Source organism: Streptomyces antioxidans, from assembly GCF_000968685.2.
In the GTDB taxonomy this organism is placed as follows: domain Bacteria; phylum Actinomycetota; class Actinomycetes; order Streptomycetales; family Streptomycetaceae; genus Streptomyces; species Streptomyces antioxidans.
Map to the genome: position 1 here is coordinate 37,177 of NZ_LAKD02000015.1, position 19,597 is coordinate 56,773.

The following is a 19,597-nucleotide window of genomic DNA, read 5'->3' on the forward strand; positions in this document are numbered from 1 at the left end:
GGATTGGGCGACAGAGTTAGAGTAACCGAACGATCGGTCGGGACAAGAGGGCCTGGCGAACCTGTGGATAACTTCGTCGAAAAGGATCTGCGGCATGACTGCGATCGACCGTGGCAGCGACCGCGCCGGCCTCGTCGCCGTCGTCGGCACCGGCACGATGGGCCAGGGGATCGCCCAAGTGGCGCTGGCCGCGGGCCATCCCGTGCGGCTCTACGACGCCGCGCCCGGCCGCGCCTCCCGGGCCGCCGACGCCATCGCCCACCGGCTCGGCCGACTGGTCGCCAAGGAACGCCTCACGGCCGCCGACCGCGACGCCGCCCTCGGGCGCCTCACCCCCGTCGCCGACCTCGCGGACCTGGCCGAGGCGGAGCTGGTGGCCGAGGCGATCCTGGAGGAACTCGGCGCCAAGCAGCAGCTGTTCACCGCGCTGGAGTCGGTGGTGTCCGACGGCTGTCTGCTCGCCACCAACACCTCCTCCCTTTCCGTCACCGCCGTCGCGGGCGTCCTGCGCCGCCCCGGCCGCCTCCTCGGGCTGCACTTCTTCAATCCGGCCCCGCTGATGCCGCTGGTGGAGGTGGTGCGCGGCGCCGCCACGGACGAGGCTGCCGCCGACCGTGCCCAGGCCACCGTCGCGGCCTGGGGGAAGACCCCGGTGCGCTGCGCCGACACCCCCGGGTTCATCGTCAACCGGATCGCCCGCCCCTTCTATGCCGAGGCGTTCCGTGCGTACGAGGAGCGCGTGGCCGACCCCGCGACCCTGGACGCCGTGCTGCGCGAGTCCGGCGGCTTCCGGATGGGCCCCTTCGAGCTCACCGATCTGATCGGCCAGGACGTGAACGAGGCCGTCACCCGATCCGTCTGGGAAGCGCTGTTCCACGATCCGAAATTCACCCCGTCCCTCGCCCAGCGGCAGCTCGTCGCCTCCGGGCGGCACGGGCGCAAGACGGGCCACGGCTGGTACGACCACTCTGAGGGCGCCGGGCGGCCCGCCCCGCACACCGCGGAGCCGTGCGAGCCGCCCGGCAAGGTCGTCCTCCACGGCGACCTGGGGCCCGCGCAAGGGCTGGTCGGCCTCCTCGAGGAGGCGGACGTCCCGGTGATCCGCGAGCCCATCAGGGGCGCGGGCACCCCGGTGACCGGCGAGCCCGTCGGGGCCCATCTCGCCCTGCCCGACGGCACCCGCCTGTCCCTGGCCGACGGCACGACCGCCACCGAAGACCCCTTCGCCGCGTCGGTCCGCTTCGACCTGGCGCTGGACTACCGCACCGCCACCCGCGTCGCCCTGGCGCCGTCCACAGCCGCCCCCGCGGAGTCCCTGCGGTCCGCGGTCGGCCTGTTCCAGGCGCTCGGTAAGGACGTCAGCGTGGTCCAGGACGTCCCCGGCATGGTCGTGGCCCGTACGGTCGCGATGCTCGTGGACTTCGCCGAGGACGCCGTCGCCCGCGGGGTGGCGAGCCCCGAGGACATCGACACCGCCATGCTGACCGGCGTCAACTACCCGCGCGGACCGCTGGCCTGGGGGCGCGCGCTCGGAGCCCGCTGGGTGCGCGACACCCTGCGCAACCTCCACCACGCCTGTCCGACCGGCCGCTACGCCCCTTCCCAGGCGCTGATCCGGCGTGCGGCCGCCGATGGGAGGCTGCTGTAATCATGACCATGGCCAAGCGCGACACCTACACGCCCGAATCGCTGCTCGCGGTCGCCGTGGAGGTGTTCAACGAGCGCGGCTACGACGGCACCTCCATGGAGCACCTGTCCCGGGCCGCCGGGATCTCCAAGTCCTCCATCTACCACCATGTGAAGGGCAAGGAGGAACTGCTCAGGCTGGCCATAAGCCGTGCCCTGGACGGGCTGTTCGGCATCCTCCAGGAGCCCGCCGCGCGCGAGGGACGGTCGATCGAGCGGCTGGAGCACGTGGCCCGGCGCACCGCCGAGGTGCTGATGGACGAGCTGCCCTACGTCACGCTGCTGCTGCGCGTCCGGGGCAACACGGACACCGAGCGATGGGCCATGGAGCGGCGCCGGGAGTTCGACCACCAGGTGGCCGAGCTGCTCAAGCGGGCGGCTGCCGACGGCGACCTGCGGTCGGACGTGGACGCCCGGCTGGCGACCCGGCTGCTCTTCGGCATGATCAACTCCATTGTGGAGTGGTACCGGCCGGGCCGCGGCGGGGCCGCGACCTCCCAGGAGGTGGCCGAGGCCGTGGTCCGTACGGCCTTCGCGGGCCTGCGCACCCAGACCTGACGCACGGCGCCCGCGGGGCGGTACGCCCGCGCCCGGCCCGGGCTACCGCGCGGCGCCCGGCCCGGCCCCCGCTACGGCTCCGAGTCCAGGTCCGTCTCCTCGAAGACCAGCAGCGTCCGGGTGCTCAGCACCTCCGGTATGGCCTGGATCCGGGTGAGGACCAGCTCGCGCAGCGAGCGGTTGTCCTCGGTGTGCACCAGCAGCAGTACGTCGAAGTCCCCGCTGACCAGGGCGAGGTGGGTGGCCCCTGGGAGCTGCCTGAGCTCTTCGCGCACGGTGCGCCAGGAGTTCTGGACGATCTTCAGCGTGATGTACGCGGACGCGCCCTGCCCGGCCCGCTCCTGGTCCACCCGGGCGCTGAAGCCGCGGATCACTCCGTCGTCGAGCAGGCGGTTGATCCGGGCGTAGGCGTTGGCGCGCGAGACGTGCACCTGCTCGGCCACGGAGCGTATGGAGGCGCGGCCGTCCATTTGGAGCAGACGCAGGATGTCGCGGTCGATGCCGTCCAGCGGGCGCGCCGGGGGTTTGCCGTCCGGATTGGCCATCTGTTCGCCCGCCATATCGTCCTGCCTCCCCTTCATGGACGTCCTGTCCTCATCCCAGGGGCTGCAGAACCGTTTGTCCACAGGCTTGGGTCGCCTGTAGCCAAAATGCGTCAACGACCGAACAATCGGTAGGGGAGGGCGATGCCGCCCGGCACGCCCCGCCCTCCCGCCGTACGCCACGCCCAGGAGGTCGCGCCATGACGGTCCTTGAGCAGCCCGGTGCCTACCGGCCCACTCCCCCGCCCGGCTGGCAGCCCCGCGCCGACGCAGCGCCGCTGCTGCCCGACGCGCAGCCGTACCGCCTGCTGGGCACCGCCGCTGCCGCCGACATCTCCCCCGATCTGCTGACCCGGCTCCACCGCGAGCTGGTGCGCGGCCGCCGGTACAACACGCAGGCCACCGCCCTCACCAGGCAGGGCCGGCTGGCCGTCTATCCCTCCTCCACCGGTCAGGAAGCCTGCCAGGTCGCGGCCGGGCTGGTGCTGGAGGACCGCGACTGGCTCTTCCCCAGCTACCGCGACACCCTGGCCGCCGTGGTCCGCGGGCTCGACCCCGTCGACACCCTCACCCTGCTCCGCGGCGACTGGCATTCCGGCTACGACCCCCACACCCACCGCGTCGCCCCGCTGTGCACCCCGCTGGCCACCCAGCTGCCGCACGCCGTCGGGCTCGCCCACGCCGCCCGCCTCAAGGGCGACGATGTGGTGGCCCTCGCCCTGGTCGGCGACGGTGGCACCAGTGAGGGCGACTTCCACGAAGCACTCAACTTCGCGGCCGTATGGCACGCCCCGGTGGTCTTCCTCGTCCAGAACAACGGCTTCGCGATCTCCGTCCCGCTCGCCAAGCAGACCGCCGCGCCCTCCCTCGCCCACAAGGCGGTGGGATACGGGATGCCCGGCCGCCTCGTCGACGGCAATGACGCGGCCGCCGTTCACGAGGTCCTGGCGGAGGCGGTGCGCAGGGCCCGCGGCGGAGGCGGCCCCACCCTGGTCGAGGCCGTCACCTACCGCGTCGAGGCGCACACCAACGCCGACGACGCCACCCGCTACCGCCCCGACTCCGAGGTCGAGGCCTGGCGCGCCCACGACCCGATAGCGCTTCTGGAGGAGGCCATGCGGGACCGCCATCTGCTGGACGACGAGGAGGCCCGGGCCGTGCGGGAGTCCGCGGAGCGGTTCGCCGCCGATCTGCGGACGCGGATGCACCAGGACCCGGTCCTCGACCCCATGGCGCTCTTCGAGCACGTCTACGCCGACCGGACCAGCCAGCTGCGCGAGCAGGCGGCCCAGCTGCGCGCCGAGCTCGACGCCGAGGCCGCGGACGCCGGGAAGGGGCAGTGATGACCACCGCCGTCGGGGCCGACACCGCCCGTAAGCCCGCCACCATGGCCCAGGCCCTCGGCCGCGCGCTGCGCGACGCCATGGCCGCCGACCCGTCCGTCCATGTCCTCGGTGAGGACGTGGGCACCCTGGGCGGCGTCTTCCGGATCACCGACGGGCTCACCGAAGAGTTCGGCGAGGACCGCTGTACGGACACTCCGCTGGCCGAGGCGGGGATCCTCGGCACCGCCGTGGGCATGGCGATGTACGGGCTGCGGCCGGTGGTCGAGATGCAGTTCGACGCCTTCGCCTACCCGTCCTTCGAGCAGCTCATCAGCCATGTCTCGCGGATGCGCAACCGCACCCGGGGCGCGATGCCGATGCCCATCACCGTCCGGGTGCCCTACGGGGGCGGCATCGGCGGTGTCGAGCACCACAGCGACTCCTCCGAGATCTACTACATGGCCACCCCCGGGCTCCATGTCGTCGCCCCCGCGACCGTCGCCGACGCCTATGGGCTGCTGCGCGCCGCCATCGCCTCCGACGACCCGGTGATCTTCCTGGAGCCCAAGCGGCTGTACTGGTCCAAGGCCGACTGGTCGGCCGACGCCCCCGAGGAGGTGCCGCCCATCGGCCGCGCGGTGGTCCGCGGCCCGGGCAGCGGCGGTCGGCGCGGCGCCACCCTGATCTCCTACGGCCCCTCCGTGCCGGTGTGCCTCGAAGCCGCCGAGGCGGCCCGGGCCGAGGGGTGGGATCTGGAGGTCGTCGATCTGCGCTCGCTCGTCCCCTTCGACGACGAGACGGTGTGCGCCTCGGTGCGCCGCACCGGCCGCGCGGTCGTCGTCCATGAGTCCACGGGGTTCGGCGGGCCCGGCGGGGAGATCGCCGCCCGGGTCACCGAGCGCTGCTTCCACCATCTGGAGGCGCCCGTGCTGAGGGTCGCCGGATTCGACATCCCCTATCCGCCGCCGATGCTGGAGCGGCACCATCTGCCCGGTGTGGACCGGGTGCTGGACGCCGTCGCCCGGCTGCAGTGGGAGTCGGAGTGGACCGAGGGGAGCGCGGTCTGATGGCTGTCGTCAGGGAGTTCACCCTGCCCGATCTGGGCGAGGGGCTGACCGGCGCCGAGATCGTGCGCTGGCTGGTCCAGGTCGGCGATGTGGTCGCGGTCGACCAGCCGGTGGTCGAGGTCGAGACGGCCAAGGCGATGGTGGATGTGCCCTGCCCCTACGGCGGGGTGGTGACGGCCCGTTACGGCGAGGAGGGGGCGGAGGTGCCGGTCGGGGCGCCGCTGATCACGGTCGCCGTGCCCGAGGGCTCGGACGGCGGCGGATCCGGTCCGCCGGTCACCGAGAGCGCGATCGACGGCGCGTCGGGCAATGTGCTGGTCGGCTATGGCACGGCCGGTCCCGCCGCGCGGCGCCGTCGCGTCCGGCCCTCCCCCGGGACGCTGCGCGAGATGCCCATGGCTGCCTCGGGCGGACCGCTTCCCGGGACGGCGGCGGCCCCTGCCGCGGCCGTGGGCGAGAAGGCGGCGGGAGCCCCTGACGCGGCGCAGGCGGCGGCCCCCGTTGCGGCGCAGGCGGCGGCCCCCGTTGCGGCGCAGGCGGGAGCCTCCGCCGGGCCGGTGGGCGAGGCGGTGACGGCCCCTGCCGGGCCTCTTCCGGTGATCTCGCCCCTGGTGCGGCGGCTGGCCCGGGAGCATGACGTCGATCTGCGGCAGCTCAGGGGCTCGGGCCCCGAAGGGCTGATTTTGCGGGCGGATGTCGAACGAGCGGTCGCGGGCAGGGCGTCTGCCCCCGTCGCGCCCGCGCCCGGACCCGCGGCACCCGCGGCACCCGCCGCACCCGTAGCGTCCGCCGCCCCCGTTTCCGCGGCCCCCGCCCCGGAGGGGGAGCGGGTCGCGCTGCGAGGGGTGCGGGGCGCCGTCGCCGACAAGCTCGCGCGCAGCCGACGTGAGATCCCCGACGCGACCTGCTGGGTGGACGCCGACGCGACCGAACTGCTCGCCGCCCGCGCGGCGATGAACGCCGGGGGCGGGCCCAAGGTCTCCGTGCTCGCTCTTCTGGCCCGCATCTGCACGGCGGCCCTCGCGCGCTTCCCCGAGCTCAACGCCACAGTGGACATGGGCAGCCGGGAGATCGTCCGGCTCCCCGGCGTCCACCTCGGCTTCGCGGCCCAGACGGACCGGGGTCTGGTGGTCCCGGTGGTGCGCGACGCCCACACGCGGACCATAGAGGGGCTTTCCGAGGAGATCGCCCGGCTGACCGAGGCCGCGCGGACCGGCACCCTCGCCCCCGCCCAGCTCACCAGCGGCACCTTCACCCTGAACAACTACGGGGTGTTCGGGGTCGACGGCTCGACGCCGATCATCAACCACCCCGAGGCGGCGATGCTCGGGGTCGGGCGGATCGCCCCCAAGCCCTGGGTGCACCAGGGCGAGCTGGCGGTGCGCCAGGTGGTGCAGCTGTCGTTCACCTTCGACCACCGGGTGTGCGACGGGGGCACCGCCGGCGGATTCCTGCGGTTCGTGGCCGACTGTGTGGAGCGGCCCATGGTGTTGTTGCGGCGGCTCTAGCGGATGCCCCGCGGCGCCATACTCATGGGGTGACTCCAGGTGCGTATGACGCGGTGATCCTGGCCGGGGGTGCCGCCCGGCGGCTCGGTGGGGTGGACAAGCCCGCGCTGCGGGTGGGCGGGCGGGCTCTGCTCGACCGGGTGCTGGACGCCTGCCGCGGGGCCGGGCGGACCGTCGTCGTCGGCCCGCGCAGGCCCACGGCGCGGCCGGTGCGGTGGGCCCGGGAGGAGCCCCCCGGCGGCGGCCCGGTGGCGGCCGTCGACGCGGGCATCCGGCAGACCGCGGCTCCGGTCGTCCTCGTGCTCTCCGCCGATCTGCCGTTCCTCACCCACGAGACCGTCGCGACCCTCCTCACCGGTCTCCAGGGTGCCGAAGGGGCCGTGCTCATCGACCCCGACGGCCGCGAGCAGCCCCTTGTTGCCGCCTACCGCGCCGAGCCGCTGCGCCGCGAGATCGCCCTTCTCGCCACCGAACACGGCGGCCTCGGCGGGCTGCCCCTCCGCCTCCTCGTCTCCGAGCTGGCCCTGGCCCGCCTCCGGCACCCCACCGCGTCGTTCGACTGCGACACCTGGGAAGACATCACCACGGCTCGAGCGCGCATCAGGGAGCATGGACACGTGTTGGACGAATGGATTGCCGCAGTCAAGGCCGAGCTCGGGATCGATCTGGATGTCGACACCGCGGCCCTACTCGATCTGGCCCGTGACGCCGCACATGGCGTCGCCCGGCCCGCCGCCCCCCTGACCACCTTTCTCGTCGGCTACGCCGCGGCCCAGAAGGGCGGCGGACCCGAGGCGCTGGCCGCCGCCACCGAGAAGGCCGCGGCGCTGGCGGCCCGTTGGGCCGAGGAGCAGTGACACCTCGCCACCCCCGGGACGGGGATCCGCTCGACCGCGAGGTCGACGAGGCGCTGGCGCTGGCCAATGAGTCGCCGCCGCAGGGCCCGGAGCCGCCCGGCACGGTATCGGAGGAGGACTGGGCCGATGCCGCCCTCAGCCTGGCCAACGACCGCCCGGCCCAACCCACCAGGGGGCGCGGCCCCGGCGACACCGACGGCCCCCGCGACATCGACGGCACGCGCGACGCCGACGGCCCCCGCGAGACCGGTGCCACCGACGGCACCGGCCATACGGGCGCCACCGACGGCACCGGCCGTACGGGCGCCACCGACGGCACCGGCCGTACGGGCGCCACCGACGGCACCGGCCGTACGGGCGCCACCGACGGCACCGGCCATACGGGCGCCACCGACGGCACCGGCCATACGGGCGCCACCGCCGATACCGCCGACCCGGCCCGTACGGACTGGGTAGAGGCCGCGCTCGACCTGGCGAGGGAGACGGCGGAAGAGCCTGCGGTGGTCCTGGATGCCCAGGGTCACGTACGCCGAAGGCCAGAGGTGTATTCGAGGAGCCGATCTTCGGGTAGTCCGACAGCGGAGGGCACTGGCACCAAAGGCACGCGGTCCAGGGCCCCCGCCCATCAGGCCCCGACCCCGCACCCGCAATCCCACCCGAAACGCACCCCCGGCGCACCGACGCCCCGCACCGGCGCACCGACGCCCCACCCGCATCCCTCCATGAACCCACCGCCCCCCAGCCCCACCTCCTGGCCCGACGCCCGCGCCATCGCCGCCCGCGCCGCCGTCAAGGAGGCCGCCCACGCCGCCCCGGTGATGCGGCCGCTGTCCGATGCGCTCGGCCAGGTCCTGGCCGCGCCGCTCGCCGCGCTCACTGATCTGCCGCCCTTCGACACCTCCGCCATGGACGGCTGGGCGCTCTCCGGCCCCGGCCCCTGGCGGCTGCCACCCGGTACGGAGGGCCAGGACCAGCAGGGCATCCTCGCCGGACACGGCGGGACGGCGTCCCTCCCCGACGGTCACGCGGTCCGCATCGCCACCGGCGCCCGCGTCCCGTCCGGCGCCACCGCCGTACTGCGCAGCGAGTACGGCACCGACGCGGGCGGTGGCTGGCTGCACGCGTCGGCCGCCCATCCCGTCGTCCTCGGCCAGGACATCCGCACCCGCGGCCAGGAGTGCCGCAGCGGCGATCAGCTGCTCCCCGCCGGGACCCTGGTCACCCCCGCCGTCCTGGGCCTGGCCGCGGCGGCCGGGTATGACGCGTTGCCGACGGTGCGCAGGCCGCGCGTCGAGGTGCTGGTCCTCGGCGATGAGCTGCTGACCGAGGGGTTGCCGCACGACGGCCGGATCCGGGACGCGCTGGGGCCGATGGTCGGGCCGTGGCTGCGGGCGCTCGGCGCCGAGGTCTTGGCCACCCGGCGGCTGGCCGACGAGGCGGAGGCGGTGTACGCGGCGGTGGCCGAGTCATCCGCCGACCTCGTCGTGACCACCGGGGGGACGGCCGCGGGCCCCCTGGACCACGTCCACCCCACCCTGCGCCGCCTGGGGGCCGAACTGCTGGTGGACGGGGTGGCGGTGCGCCCCGGCCACCCGATGCTGCTGGCCCGCCTCGCCCGCAAAAGCCGCGAAGGCCAAGAGAACCAAGAGGACCAAGAAGGCCAAGAAGGCCAAGAGGACCAAGAAGACCAAGAAGACCGCGAACATGCCCCCAAGAACGCCGCAACCCCCGAGCGCCCCTCCCGCCCCGCCCGCCATCTGGTGGGGCTCCCGGGCAATCCGCTCGCGGCGGTGTCCGGTCTGCTGACCCTCGCGGAGCCACTGCTGCGCACGCTGACGGGCCGCCCGGCCCCCGACCCCGGCCCGGCCCCGCTGGCCGAGGCCGTGCAGGGGCATCCGCGGGACACCCGGTTGGTCCCCGTGGTCTTCCGGCAGGACGCCGCGGTGCCGCTGCGCTTCAACGGCCCGGCGATGCTGCGCGGCATCGCGGTGGCCGACGGCCTCGCCGTGATCCCGCCCGGCGGGGCGAAGCGCGGCGCGGAGGTCGACGTGCTCGATCTCCCCTGGTCGGCGAGCGCTGCGGGGCAACCGGGCCACCCGGACCAGGCCCGTCACCCGGACCAGGCCCGTCAACGCACCGGCCAGGCGGTCGACGGCGAGGACATATCCCCCCAGGAGGGCCCGGCGTGAAGCTGCCCAGCCATGACGCGGCCGCTCGCACGCCAGGGGACGGCGTCCACCGCGTCCATCTGCCGCACTTCCCCGCGGGCCCGCTGCGCCAGGTCGTCCGGCGGCTGCTGCTGGCGCTGCTGGTGCTGGTGCTGACGGTGACCATCGTGTACGTGGACCGCGCGGGCTATCACGACAACGCCGACGACCAGGTCGACTTCCTCGACTCCGTCTACTACTCGACCGTCACGCTGTCCACGACCGGATACGGCGACATCGTGCCGTACAGCGAGAGCGCGCGGCTCAGTAACATCCTGCTGGTCACGCCGTTGCGCGTGATCTTTCTGATCATCCTGGTCGGCACCACCCTGGAAGTGCTGGCCGAACGCACCCGCGAGCAGTACCGCCTGAACCGCTGGAGGTCGGCGTTGCGTGACCACACCGTTGTCATCGGCTTCGGTACGAAGGGGCGGTCCGCGGTGCAGACCCTCTGTGCGACCGGGCTGCCCAAGAACCGGGTGGTCGTGGTGGACCCCAATCAGAAGGTGATCGAGGCGGCGAACGCCGACGGGTTCGCGGGGGTGGTCGGCGACGCGACCCGCAGTGATGTGCTGTTGCGTGCGGAGGCGCAGCGCGCCCGCCAGTTCGTGATCGCCACGCAGCGCGATGACACCGCCGTCCTGGTCACGCTGACGGCCCGGCAGCTCAACCGGGGTGCCAACATCGTGGCGGCGGTGCGCGAGGAGGAGAACGCGCCGCTGCTGCGCCAGTCCGGGGCCGACTCGGTGATCACCAGCGCCAGCGCGGCGGGCCGCCTGCTGGGCATGAGCGTGCAGAGCCCGACGGCCGGTGCGGTGATCGAGGACCTGATCCAGCAGGGCACGGGCCTGGACCTGGTGGAGCGCACGGTGGTGAAGGCCGAGGTGGGCAGGTCGGTGCGGGACACGGAGGACCTTGTGGTGTCCGTGCTGCGCGGCCATCGCCTCCTCGCGTACGACGACCCCGCCGCCAGCCCGCTGCAGGCCGCCGACCGCTTGATCACGATCGTTCGTGCGCCGATGGTCGAGGAGTAGCCTCGCGGCCATGCATGCGATCACGATTCCCGAACCCGGTGGCCCGGAAGCCCTGGTATGGGCGGAGGTCCCCGATCCCGTGCCCGGTGAGGGCGAGGTCCTGGTCGACGTGGCGGCCGCCGGCGTCAACCGCGCGGACGTGCTCCAGCGCCAGGGCTTCTATCCACCGCCGCGTGGTGCCTCGCACTACGTCGGTCTGGAGTGCTCGGGCCGGATCTCGGCGCTCGGCCCCGGCGTCACCGGCTGGGCGGTGGGCGATGAGGTGTGCGCCCTGCTCGCGGGCGGTGGATACGCCGAGAAGGCGGCGGTTCCCTCGGGCCAGCTGCTGCCCCTCCCCGAGGGCGTGGACGTGGTCACGGCCGCCGCGCTGCCCGAAGTGACCGCCACGGTCTGGTCCAACGTCTTCATGATCTCCCATCTCCGGCCGGGCGAGACGCTGTTGGTGCACGGCGGATCGAGCGGCATCGGCACCATGGCGATCCAGCTCGCGAAGTCGGTCGGGGCGCGGGTCGCGGTGACCGCGGGCGGCCCGGAGAAGCTGGCCGCCTGCCGGGAGCTCGGCGCCGACATCCTGATCGACTACCGCGAGCAGGACTTCGTCGAGGAGGTCCGCCGGGCCACCGACGGCGCGGGCGCGGACGTCATCCTGGACATCCTCGGCGCGAAGTACCTCGCCAGGAACCTGGAGACGCTCGCCCTCAACGGACGGCTGGCGATCATCGGGCTCCAGGGCGGGGCGAAGGCCGAGCTGAATCTGGCGACCCTGCTGTCCAAGAGCGCCGCCGTGACGGCCACCGGGCTGCGGGGCCGCTCGCTGGCCCAGAAGTCGGCGATCATCGCGGCGGTACGGGAGCACGTCTGGCCGCTGATCGGGGGCGGCCGGGTCCGCCCGATCGTGCACAGCACCGTCCCGATGCGGGAGGCCCCGGAGGCCCACCGGCTGCTGGAGTCCAGCACTCATGTGGGCAAGATCCTGCTGACGACCTGAGGACCGCGGGTCCGTACGGCTACGGCTGAGGGCCACGAGCCCGTACGGCGGCGCCGCCGCGAACCTTACGGCGTCGCCGCGCGGCCCCTATGGCGCTGTCGCAGCCCTTACGGCGGGCACCAGGGCCGGCCTGAGCCCCTTACGGCGGGACCGCGCCCCTTACGGTCGCCCCGTGCTCCGTACGGCCGCGTCCAGGGTGCCCGGCTCGTACCCTCATGTGACGCTGATCCCGTTACGCAACGGTTCGGCACGGGAGGGTGACCACCGTGAACCCTGCGACGCTTCGCACACTCCCCGCGGCGGCCCTGCTGGCGGGCACCGCCCTGGCCACGACCCCCGCCGCGTCCGCCAGCCCCGCTGCCCCAGCCCCCGCCGACGACGGCGGCGGGCTCGCGGGCACCCGAGCGGGCGAGGGCCGTGCGCACCCCGGCCGCAGCGCGACGCCGACCCCCTCGTCACCGGACGGGGACCCCTCGGCCGACACGGGGGACGACGAGGGCACCGGGCGGTTCTCGGTGGTGCCCGAGTGGACGCCGACCTCCCTCCCCGTCCCGCAGCGGCCGGACCGGCGCCAGGCGCGCCAATCGCTTCCGTCCGGACAGCCTTACGGTGCTCAGCGGACCGCCGCAGAGCCCAGCGGGCGGGCGATGCGGGTGCTGCCGCTGGGCACCGGTCTCGCGCTCACCGGTCTCGGCCTCGGCATGGCGTTCTTCGGCCTGCGGCTGCGCCGTCGCTGAAACCTCGACCCTCACCCGCCGTACCGGGTGCCGGTGCGGAACAATGGGGGTATGAACCAGCCGATGAACGAACGAGCGCAGGAGAGCCCGCACGTCCTGGTCGTCGGTCCGGACGGCATGGCACTCGGCGGCGTCGCTCCTGCTTCTGGCGAGGGCAGTGGCGACGAGGAGTCGCGCGAGGTTCCCGTGACGGACATGGTCGAACAGCCGGCGAAGGTCATGCGGATCGGCAGCATGATCAAGCAGCTTCTGGAGGAGGTCCGCGCCGCACCCCTCGACGAGGCCAGCCGGGTCCGGCTCAAGGAGATCCACTCCAGCTCGGTGAAGGAGCTGGAGGACGGGCTGGCGCCCGAGCTGATCGGGGAGCTGGAGCGGCTGTCGCTGCCCTTCACGGACGAGGCGGTGCCCACCGAGGCGGAACTGCGCATCGCCCAGGCTCAGTTGGTCGGCTGGCTGGAGGGGCTGTTCCACGGCATCCAGACCACCCTGTTCGCCCAGCAGATGGCCGCGCGCGCCCAGCTGGAGCAGATGCGCCGGGCGTTGCCGCCGGGGATCGGCGGGGGCGAGGAGGACGAGGCGGTGCCCCAGCAGGGCGGTGCCCGCTCGGGGCCGTACCTCTGAGCCGCTGAGCCTCCGGACACCCACACCGGACACGACGAAACGACATCGCGGGCCTTATCCTCCGAAGGATTCGGAGGATAAGGCCCGCGATGCCATTACGCCGCAAGCGCAATGAGAGTGAGCGTGAGCCGCCCCTGGCGAGCGTGAGCCGCCCCTACTCCGGGTTGCCGGTGGAGACGGTCAGCTCAATGGTGTCCGTCTTGGGGTCGTACGGCTCGTAGTTCCGGTACGTGTAATTGATGATGGTGCCCTTGCCCCACAGATTCTCGTCCTGGGGCACCACGCGGTACTTCCAGCCAGCAGCGCGGATGCACTTCTTCACCGAGTCGATGTAGAGGTTCTGGAAGTCGGGCACCGAGTACGTGCCCTTCTCGTCGCTGTTCTCGTACGCGTCGGTGCACTTCTTCGGGTCGATGGTCTTGGTCTTGTCGCCCATGCGGAAGCCCGCGGCGGTGTCGGAGGACGGCGACGTCTTGCCGCCATGGCCGCCCTTGCTCTCGTCCTTGGAGCCGTCGTCGCCGCCGCTGAGCGCGATGACCAGGATCACGGCGATGACCGCGATCGCCGCGACGACGGCCGAGCCTATGATCACGCGCTTGTTGCCGCCGCCACCGCCGCCGCTTCCGGACGGCGTCGACGAGGGCGAGATGCTGTACGGCGGCGGGGTGCTGGCGCCCTGGTACGACGCCGTCGGGGTCTGGTACCCCGCCTGCCCCAGCGGTGCCGTGGCGGGCGAATGGCCGCCCGGGGGCGGCGGGGTGGACGGGCCGAAGGCGCCGAACTGCCCGGGGGAGTGCTGCGGCTGGTACGGCGTCTGGACGCTGCCGGGTCCGGGCGCGGGCGTCTGCTGGTCGACCGGCGGGAAGACCGCCGAGCCGACACCGGAGCCGCTGCGGGCCGGGGGGCCGCCGCTGATGATGATCGGGGACGCGCCGGTCTGCCCGGTGCGGGTGACCCGCGCGCATTCGTCGCGCATGGCCTCGGCGGTCGGGAAGCGCTCGTTCGGGTTCTTCTTCAGGGAGCGGGCGACCAGCGCGTCCACCGCCGGGGGAATGGACTGGTTGATCGAGGAGGGCGCGACCGGCTCCTCCTGGACGTGTGCGTAGGCGATGGCCAGCGGCGAGTCGGCGTCGAAGGGCAGTCGGCCGGTCAGTAGCTCGAAGAGCAGGATGCCGACCGAGTACAGGTCGCTGCGGGCGTCCACGCCGCGGCCCAGCGCCTGCTCGGGCGAGAGGTACTGCGGGGTGCCGACGACCATGCCGGTCTGGGTCATGGAGGTGACCCCGGACTGCATGGCGCGGGCGATGCCGAAGTCCATGACTTTGACCACATTGCGCTTGGTCATCATCACGTTACCCGGCTTGATGTCGCGGTGGACCAGCCCCATCTCATGGCTGATCTCCAGCGCCGCCAGCACATCGCTGGTGATCTTCAGCGCCTTTTCGGTCGGCATCGCGCCGTACTGCCGTACATCGACGTCCAGAACCGAGCGCAGCGGCTGCCCCTCGACGTACTCCATGACGATGTACGGCATCAGCGAGCCGTCGACGGAGTCCTCGCCGGTGTCGAAGACCGAGACGATATTGGTGTGCGTGAGCTTCGCCACCGCCTGGGCCTCGCGGCGGAACCGCTCGCGGAAGGACTGCTCGCGCCCCAGCTCGGTGTGGAGCGTCTTGATCGCCACCTGGCGGTCCAGCACGGTGTCATAGGCCAGGTGAACGGAGGCCATGCCACCCTCGCCCAGCAGGTCACGCAGCTGGTACCGGCCGTTCGCCAGAGAGTGGCCTTGGTACCTGCCCGATGCGCCGTACTGGCTCATTTCGTACTTCCCCCTTGGCGCACTCACTACTCTGACGCGCACGTTCCGACGCATGGATCTTGATGTTGTGGATATCGTGGCCAAGTCTGCCCCAGGCCACGGACACGTCAAGCCGCGTTGCCCGTTCCGTGACCGGATGCGCAAGAACCCGTCACGCGATTTGCATCGCTTCACCGTCAACAGGTTTGATGGCCGGTCCATCACCAACCGATACACGGCGCGAAGGCTGTAGCGTGCCTAGCGGGAACCGTACCGCCCGTGGGCGGGGCGGACTCGACCCGACCCCCACCGAGAACGAGACGGCGAGGACCGATGGCACAGACCCAGGGCGCCCATGGGCCCTCCGAACCTGACGCCAGCGGATCCGGAATGCCGGACATGCCGGAGGCGTGGGGTAACGGGGGACTTGTCGGCGACGGTCGATATCGGCTTACCAGCCGGCTCGGCCGCGGCGGTATGGCGGAGGTGTTCGCCGCCGAGGACCTGCGGCTCGGCCGTACGGTCGCCGTGAAGCTGCTCCGCGCCGATCTGGCCGAGGACCCGGTGTCCAAGGCCCGCTTCACCCGCGAGGCACAGTCCGTGGCCGGGCTGAACCACCATGCCGTGGTGGCGGTCTACGACTCCGGCGAGGACACCGTCGGCCAGAACACCGTGCCGTACATCGTCATGGAGCTGGTCGAGGGCCGGACCATCCGCGATCTGCTGCTCAACGCCGAGGCGCCGCCGCCCGACCAGGCGCTGATCATCGTCTCCGGGGTGCTGGAGGCGCTGGCCTACAGCCATCAGCACGGCATCGTGCACCGTGACATCAAGCCCGCCAACGTGATCATCACCCACGGCGGCGCGGTCAAGGTCATGGACTTCGGCATCGCCCGCGCCCTGCACGGGGCGCAGTCCACGATGACCCAGACCGGCATGGTCATGGGCACTCCGCAGTACCTCTCGCCGGAGCAGGCCCTCGGCAAGGCCGTGGACCACCGCTCCGACCTCTACGCCACCGGCTGCCTGCTCTACGAGCTGCTGGCGCTGCGCCCGCCGTTCACCGGGGAGACCCCGCTGTCGGTGGTGTACCAGCACGTCCAGGACACCCCGGTGCCCCCGTCGGAGGCCTCCGGCACCGTGCCGCCGGAGCTGGACGGCCTGGTCATGCGCTCCCTCGCCAAGGACCCGGACGACCGGTTCCAGAGCGCCGAGGAGATGCGCGGACTGGTCCAGTACGGGCTGCAGATGCTCCACGAGGCGGGCGGCCACACCGGCATGTGGAACACCGGCCCGGTCACCCAGCACCTGGGTGCCGCCACGCCCGCCATGGGCATGCCGGGCGTCGGGGCCACCAGCGCGCTGCCGCACCCGGGCCACGGCGAGACCTCCCAGCAGCCGGTCGTGACCGGCCCCGGTGGCGGGGGCGGCGGCTACCACGGCGGTTCCGGCCGCCGTAAGGGGCGCGGCAGGATGTGGCTGATCGCGATGCTCGCGGTGATCGCGGTCGCGGCGGGGGTCGCCTTCGCCCTCCAGGCCGGGGACAAGGGCGGCGGTAAGCACCCGAACAAGCACCAGACCTCGGTCACCCAGGAGAAGACGGAGAAGCCGTCCGACGAGCCGAGCGACGACTCGGGCGACGAGACGGTCCCGAGCGACGAGGACGCCACCTCCGGGGACACGGGCAGCGACTACACCCCGTCCGAGGACCCGACGCCGACGGACACGGACGACCCCACGGACGAGCCGACGGACCCGGAGACGGATCCGGGCACCGACGAGCCGACCGGCGATCCGACCACCCCGGGCGGCGGCGAGCAGACCACGCCGCCGACGGACCCGGAGACGGACCCGGGCACGACCGAGCCCACCGGGGGTACGGCGGGCGCCACGGACGGCGGTGCCGGTACCCCCTGACGGCAGGGGCCCCGGCGCCCCCTCGGCCTCAGCTGTCATCGGCGTTCATTGGCTGTCATCGGCCGTAAGAGGGGCCCCTTCCCGTGGGAGGGGCCCTTCAGCCGTAGGACGGCCCGCTCCGGCCGCCGCGGGAACGCCCTCTCCGGCCTCGGACGGCGCCCTCGTCTGGGCGTGGGCGGAGCCCGCCGAGCCGCGCCGAACTCCGCCCGGCCCCGGTCACCCGCAGAAGGCGTCGCGGACCGCGTCGTACTCCCGGGTCCACCACACCACCAGCGCGGCGGCCGCGGGGAACTGCGGATCGGCGCGCCGGTCCCCGCGCTGGTAGCGCCAGCGCAGCATCCAGAAGTCGTTGAGCCGTTCCCACCACACCCGGTGTACGGCCGCGGCCATCTCTGAGGTTCCGGCCCCCGCCGCGCAGCGGTACGCCCGTGCGTAGGACCGCACCTTGGTGAGCTCCAGGGTGCCGTCGGGCCGTACGAAGAAGATCGCGGCGGCCCGGACCGCCTCCTCGGCGCGCGGCCGCACCCCGAGCCGGTCCCAGTCGACGATGGCGGCCGGTTCCGTGTCGCGGTAGAGCAGGTTCAGCGGGTGGAAGTCGCCGTGCACCCAGCCCGCGACCGGGACGGCGTCCGCCTCCGGGCGGCGATGGGCGTGCCGCTCCAGCAGCGCCCGCCGCTCGACCAGCCGGTGCTCGGCGAGTTCGTCGAAGGTGTCGCGGTTCCGGCGGCCCCGGACCAGCGTCAGCAACGCGTCGATGACGGCGGAGGTGTCCTCGGGGTCGGCGGCGGCCTCCACGGGCGGCCTGCGGTCGCCGCCCGTACGGGCCCGCATGACGCGTTCCAGACAGGTGTGAACAAGCCCGAGCAGCCCGCCGAGGCGCCAGCACTGCGGGGCGGTCAGCTCACCGCCGTCGCGGTGCCGCCCGTCGATCCAGGGGTGTAACGCGTAGCAGCGGCCGCCGATGACGGCGACCGTACGGCCGTCGGCGTCCGGGACCGGCGGGGCGACGGGCACCCCGAGCGCCTCCAGCCGCTGGGTGACGCGGTGCTGGCGGGCGATGGCGCCGCGGTCGCCGTCGAGGTGGTGTTTGAGGAAGAACCGGCCGCGGGTGGTGGCGAGGTGGTAGCCCCGGTTGAGCAGCCCCTGGGTGAGCGGTTCGCAGGAGACGGCCTCACCGGCGGTGTCATAGCGGCGGAGCAGGGCGCTCAGGGTTTCCCCGTCGGGAGCGGCCTCGGCGGAGCGTACATGTGAGCGCGGCACCTGCCAGATGTTAGATCACCGGGCATCGTCGCTAGCGCGCGCCGGGATGGGGGACGGTGGGGTGGGGCACGGCCGGTTGACCGCGCTGACGTGGCGCCTGCGGCGGGCTGTTTCCCCTCCCCGCCCCTTCCCGAAACTGGGGCTCCGCCCCAGCCCCCACATCCGCCGGATCGGGGTTGCGCGGCCAGGATCCGCACCCTTGGCTTCGTCCGGGACCCCCGTACGCGTGGCTCCGCCCAGGCCCGGATCGGGGTTGCGCGGCTAGGCCCCGCCGCCGGGGCTCCGCCCAGGATCCGCACCCTTGGCTTCGTCCGGGACCCCGTGCGTGGGGCTGCGTTCCAGAACCCGGAGCGGGGCCCTCCCGCAGACCCCAGACGGGGGCTCTGCCGCAGCCCCCGGCCGCGGGGCCGCTCCGCCCCCGTACGCGGGGCTCCGCCCCAACCCCCAGATCGGGGCTCTGCCCCAGGTCACGGGCGGGGGCTTCGGCCCCGGCATCCGGGGCCAGGGGTCAGCACCCGGGGTCCAGGGGCGGAGCGCCTGGTTCGTGGTCGAGCCGTGGCGGGGGTGTTGTGCCCGTCGGCGCTAGCGCTTCTGTGTTGCCTGCATGCGGGCGACGTATGCCGCTGCCTGGGACCGGCGCTCCATGCCCAGTTTGGAGAGCAGGCTGGACACATAGTTCTTGATCGTCTTCTCGGCGAGGTGCAGCCGCTCGCCGATCGCGCGGTTGGTCAGCCCCTCGCCGATCAGCAGCAGGATCCGGCGCTCCTGGTCGGTGAGGGCGGCGAGCTGGTCGTCCGGGCGGGCGGGCGGCTGGCCGCGCAGGCGCTCCAGTACCCGGGCGGTGGCCACCGGGTCGAGCAGCGACCGGCCCGCGGCCACGTCGCGGACGGCGGCGAGCAGTTCATCACCGCGGATGTCCTTCAGGACATAGCCGGAGGCGCCCGCGATGATGGCGTCGAAAAGCGCCTCGTCATCGGCGAAGGAGGTGAGCATCATGCAGCGGACGCCCTCCCACCGGGCGCGGATCTCCCGGCAGACCTCGACCCCGCTGCGGTCGGGCAGCCGGATGTCCAGCACGGCGACGTCCGGGCGGGTGGCCGGGATGCGCGCCAGCGCTTCGGCCGCGGTGCCCGCCTCGCCGACGACCTCCATGTCCGGCGCGCTCGCGAGCAGGTCTCGTACGCCGCGTCGGACGACTTCATGGTCGTCGACTAGGAAAATCCCTATTTTTCCTTCTTCGCGCACGGATCCAGTCTCACACACGAAGTCTTCCCGCGCCGTTGTCCAGCGGGATACCGTGCGCTTGTCCGGCGGCCTGCGGGGCTGTGACCAGTGGAAGTTTCACCGCCCACGCGATTTACTTGGAAATCCAAGCAAAATTGCAGGTCAGGTGGGGTTTCGCAGACATGCGACGCACTGGGTAACGTGCCTTGTGTAGGGCCAGCCGCCGGGAACCTGTCACGCCCGGTCACGCTCCGGCGCACCCACCCCG

At 73.0% G+C, this 19,597-nt stretch carries 16 protein-coding genes; 12 read left to right on the forward strand and 4 right to left on the reverse strand.

The window, feature by feature from the left end; translation table 11 throughout:
• The first annotated feature begins 94 nt into the window (after window positions 1-94).
• Together VT50_RS08000 and VT50_RS08005 are read left to right on the forward strand one after the other, a co-directional pair.
• On the forward strand, window positions 95-1,648 hold the full coding sequence (locus VT50_RS08000) for a 3-hydroxyacyl-CoA dehydrogenase (protein WP_046088808.1): 1,554 nt from the start codon (window positions 95-97) through the stop codon (window positions 1,646-1,648).
• Between the two features lie 2 nt (window positions 1,649-1,650).
• A complete protein-coding gene (locus tag VT50_RS08005) occupies window positions 1,651-2,244 on the forward strand; it encodes a TetR/AcrR family transcriptional regulator (RefSeq protein WP_046088809.1) in 594 nt (197 codons plus the stop codon).
• Between the two features lie 71 nt (window positions 2,245-2,315).
• Here the strand turns inward: VT50_RS08005 and VT50_RS08010 are convergent, their stop codons facing one another.
• The gene (locus VT50_RS08010; protein ID WP_046088810.1) at window positions 2,316-2,804 is read right to left on the reverse strand and encodes an Lrp/AsnC family transcriptional regulator; all 489 of its coding nucleotides are present in this window, start codon (window positions 2,802-2,804) and stop codon (window positions 2,316-2,318) included.
• A gap of 182 nt (window positions 2,805-2,986) precedes the next feature.
• On the opposite strand from VT50_RS08010, the gene pdhA reads away from it, so the two are divergent.
• The 9 genes from pdhA (at window position 2,987) to VT50_RS08055 (ending at window position 13,130) form a co-directional block, all read left to right on the forward strand.
• Window positions 2,987-4,129 (forward strand): pyruvate dehydrogenase (acetyl-transferring) E1 component subunit alpha, encoded by a 1,143-nt coding sequence (pdhA, locus tag VT50_RS08015; RefSeq protein ID WP_046088811.1) that lies wholly within the window; start codon window positions 2,987-2,989, stop codon window positions 4,127-4,129.
• Window positions 4,129-5,178 carry an alpha-ketoacid dehydrogenase subunit beta gene (locus tag VT50_RS08020; protein ID WP_046088812.1) on the forward strand — a complete coding sequence of 350 codons (1,050 nt, stop codon included), beginning with the start codon at window positions 4,129-4,131 and terminating at the stop codon, window positions 5,176-5,178. The genes pdhA and VT50_RS08020 overlap by 1 nt, the downstream gene beginning before the upstream one ends.
• Window positions 5,178-6,686: a dihydrolipoamide acetyltransferase family protein gene (locus VT50_RS08025; protein WP_046088813.1), complete on the forward strand. Its 1,509-nt coding sequence runs from the start codon at window positions 5,178-5,180 to the stop codon at window positions 6,684-6,686. Before VT50_RS08020 ends, VT50_RS08025 begins: the two co-directional genes overlap by 1 nt.
• Before the next feature lie 29 nt (window positions 6,687-6,715).
• Entirely contained in the window at window positions 6,716-7,543 is an 828-nt protein-coding gene (locus tag VT50_RS08030) for an NTP transferase domain-containing protein (RefSeq protein WP_046088814.1), read from the forward strand.
• A 470-nt stretch (window positions 7,544-8,013) separates the two neighbouring features.
• Window positions 8,014-9,732 (forward strand): molybdopterin molybdotransferase MoeA, encoded by a 1,719-nt coding sequence (locus VT50_RS08035; RefSeq protein WP_420822177.1) that lies wholly within the window; start codon window positions 8,014-8,016, stop codon window positions 9,730-9,732.
• A complete protein-coding gene (locus tag VT50_RS08040; protein ID WP_046090259.1) occupies window positions 9,729-10,784 on the forward strand; it encodes a potassium channel family protein in 1,056 nt (351 codons plus the stop codon). Before VT50_RS08035 ends, VT50_RS08040 begins: the two co-directional genes overlap by 4 nt.
• 10 nt (window positions 10,785-10,794) lie before the next feature.
• On the forward strand, window positions 10,795-11,772 hold the full coding sequence (locus VT50_RS08045; protein WP_046090258.1) for an NAD(P)H-quinone oxidoreductase: 978 nt from the start codon (window positions 10,795-10,797) through the stop codon (window positions 11,770-11,772).
• Window positions 11,773-12,038: 266 nt separating this feature from the next.
• Window positions 12,039-12,509 carry a hypothetical protein gene (locus tag VT50_RS08050; protein ID WP_143645192.1) on the forward strand — a complete coding sequence of 157 codons (471 nt, stop codon included), beginning with the start codon at window positions 12,039-12,041 and terminating at the stop codon, window positions 12,507-12,509.
• 51 nt (window positions 12,510-12,560) lie between these two features.
• On the forward strand, window positions 12,561-13,130 hold the full coding sequence (locus tag VT50_RS08055) for a bacterial proteasome activator family protein (RefSeq protein ID WP_046090257.1): 570 nt from the start codon (window positions 12,561-12,563) through the stop codon (window positions 13,128-13,130).
• A gap of 154 nt (window positions 13,131-13,284) precedes the next feature.
• Here the strand turns inward: VT50_RS08055 and VT50_RS08060 are convergent, their stop codons facing one another.
• Window positions 13,285-14,949, reverse strand: a complete 1,665-nt coding sequence (locus tag VT50_RS08060) for a protein kinase domain-containing protein (RefSeq protein ID WP_046088821.1) — start codon at window positions 14,947-14,949, stop codon at window positions 13,285-13,287.
• Window positions 14,950-15,261: 312 nt separating this feature from the next.
• Here VT50_RS08060 and VT50_RS08065 point away from each other — a divergent pair, with 312 nt between their 5' ends.
• Window positions 15,262-16,845, forward strand: coding sequence for a protein kinase domain-containing protein (locus VT50_RS08065; protein WP_075200477.1), 1,584 nt, complete (start codon window positions 15,262-15,264; stop codon window positions 16,843-16,845).
• A 216-nt stretch (window positions 16,846-17,061) separates the two neighbouring features.
• Here the strand turns inward: VT50_RS08065 and VT50_RS08070 are convergent, their stop codons facing one another.
• Entirely contained in the window at window positions 17,062-18,105 is a 1,044-nt protein-coding gene (locus VT50_RS08070; protein WP_046088823.1) for a phosphotransferase, read from the reverse strand.
• Window positions 18,106-18,687: 582 nt separating this feature from the next.
• Window positions 18,688-19,350 carry a response regulator gene (locus VT50_RS08075; protein ID WP_046088824.1) on the reverse strand — a complete coding sequence of 221 codons (663 nt, stop codon included), beginning with the start codon at window positions 19,348-19,350 and terminating at the stop codon, window positions 18,688-18,690.
• Window positions 19,351-19,597 lie beyond the last annotated feature (247 nt).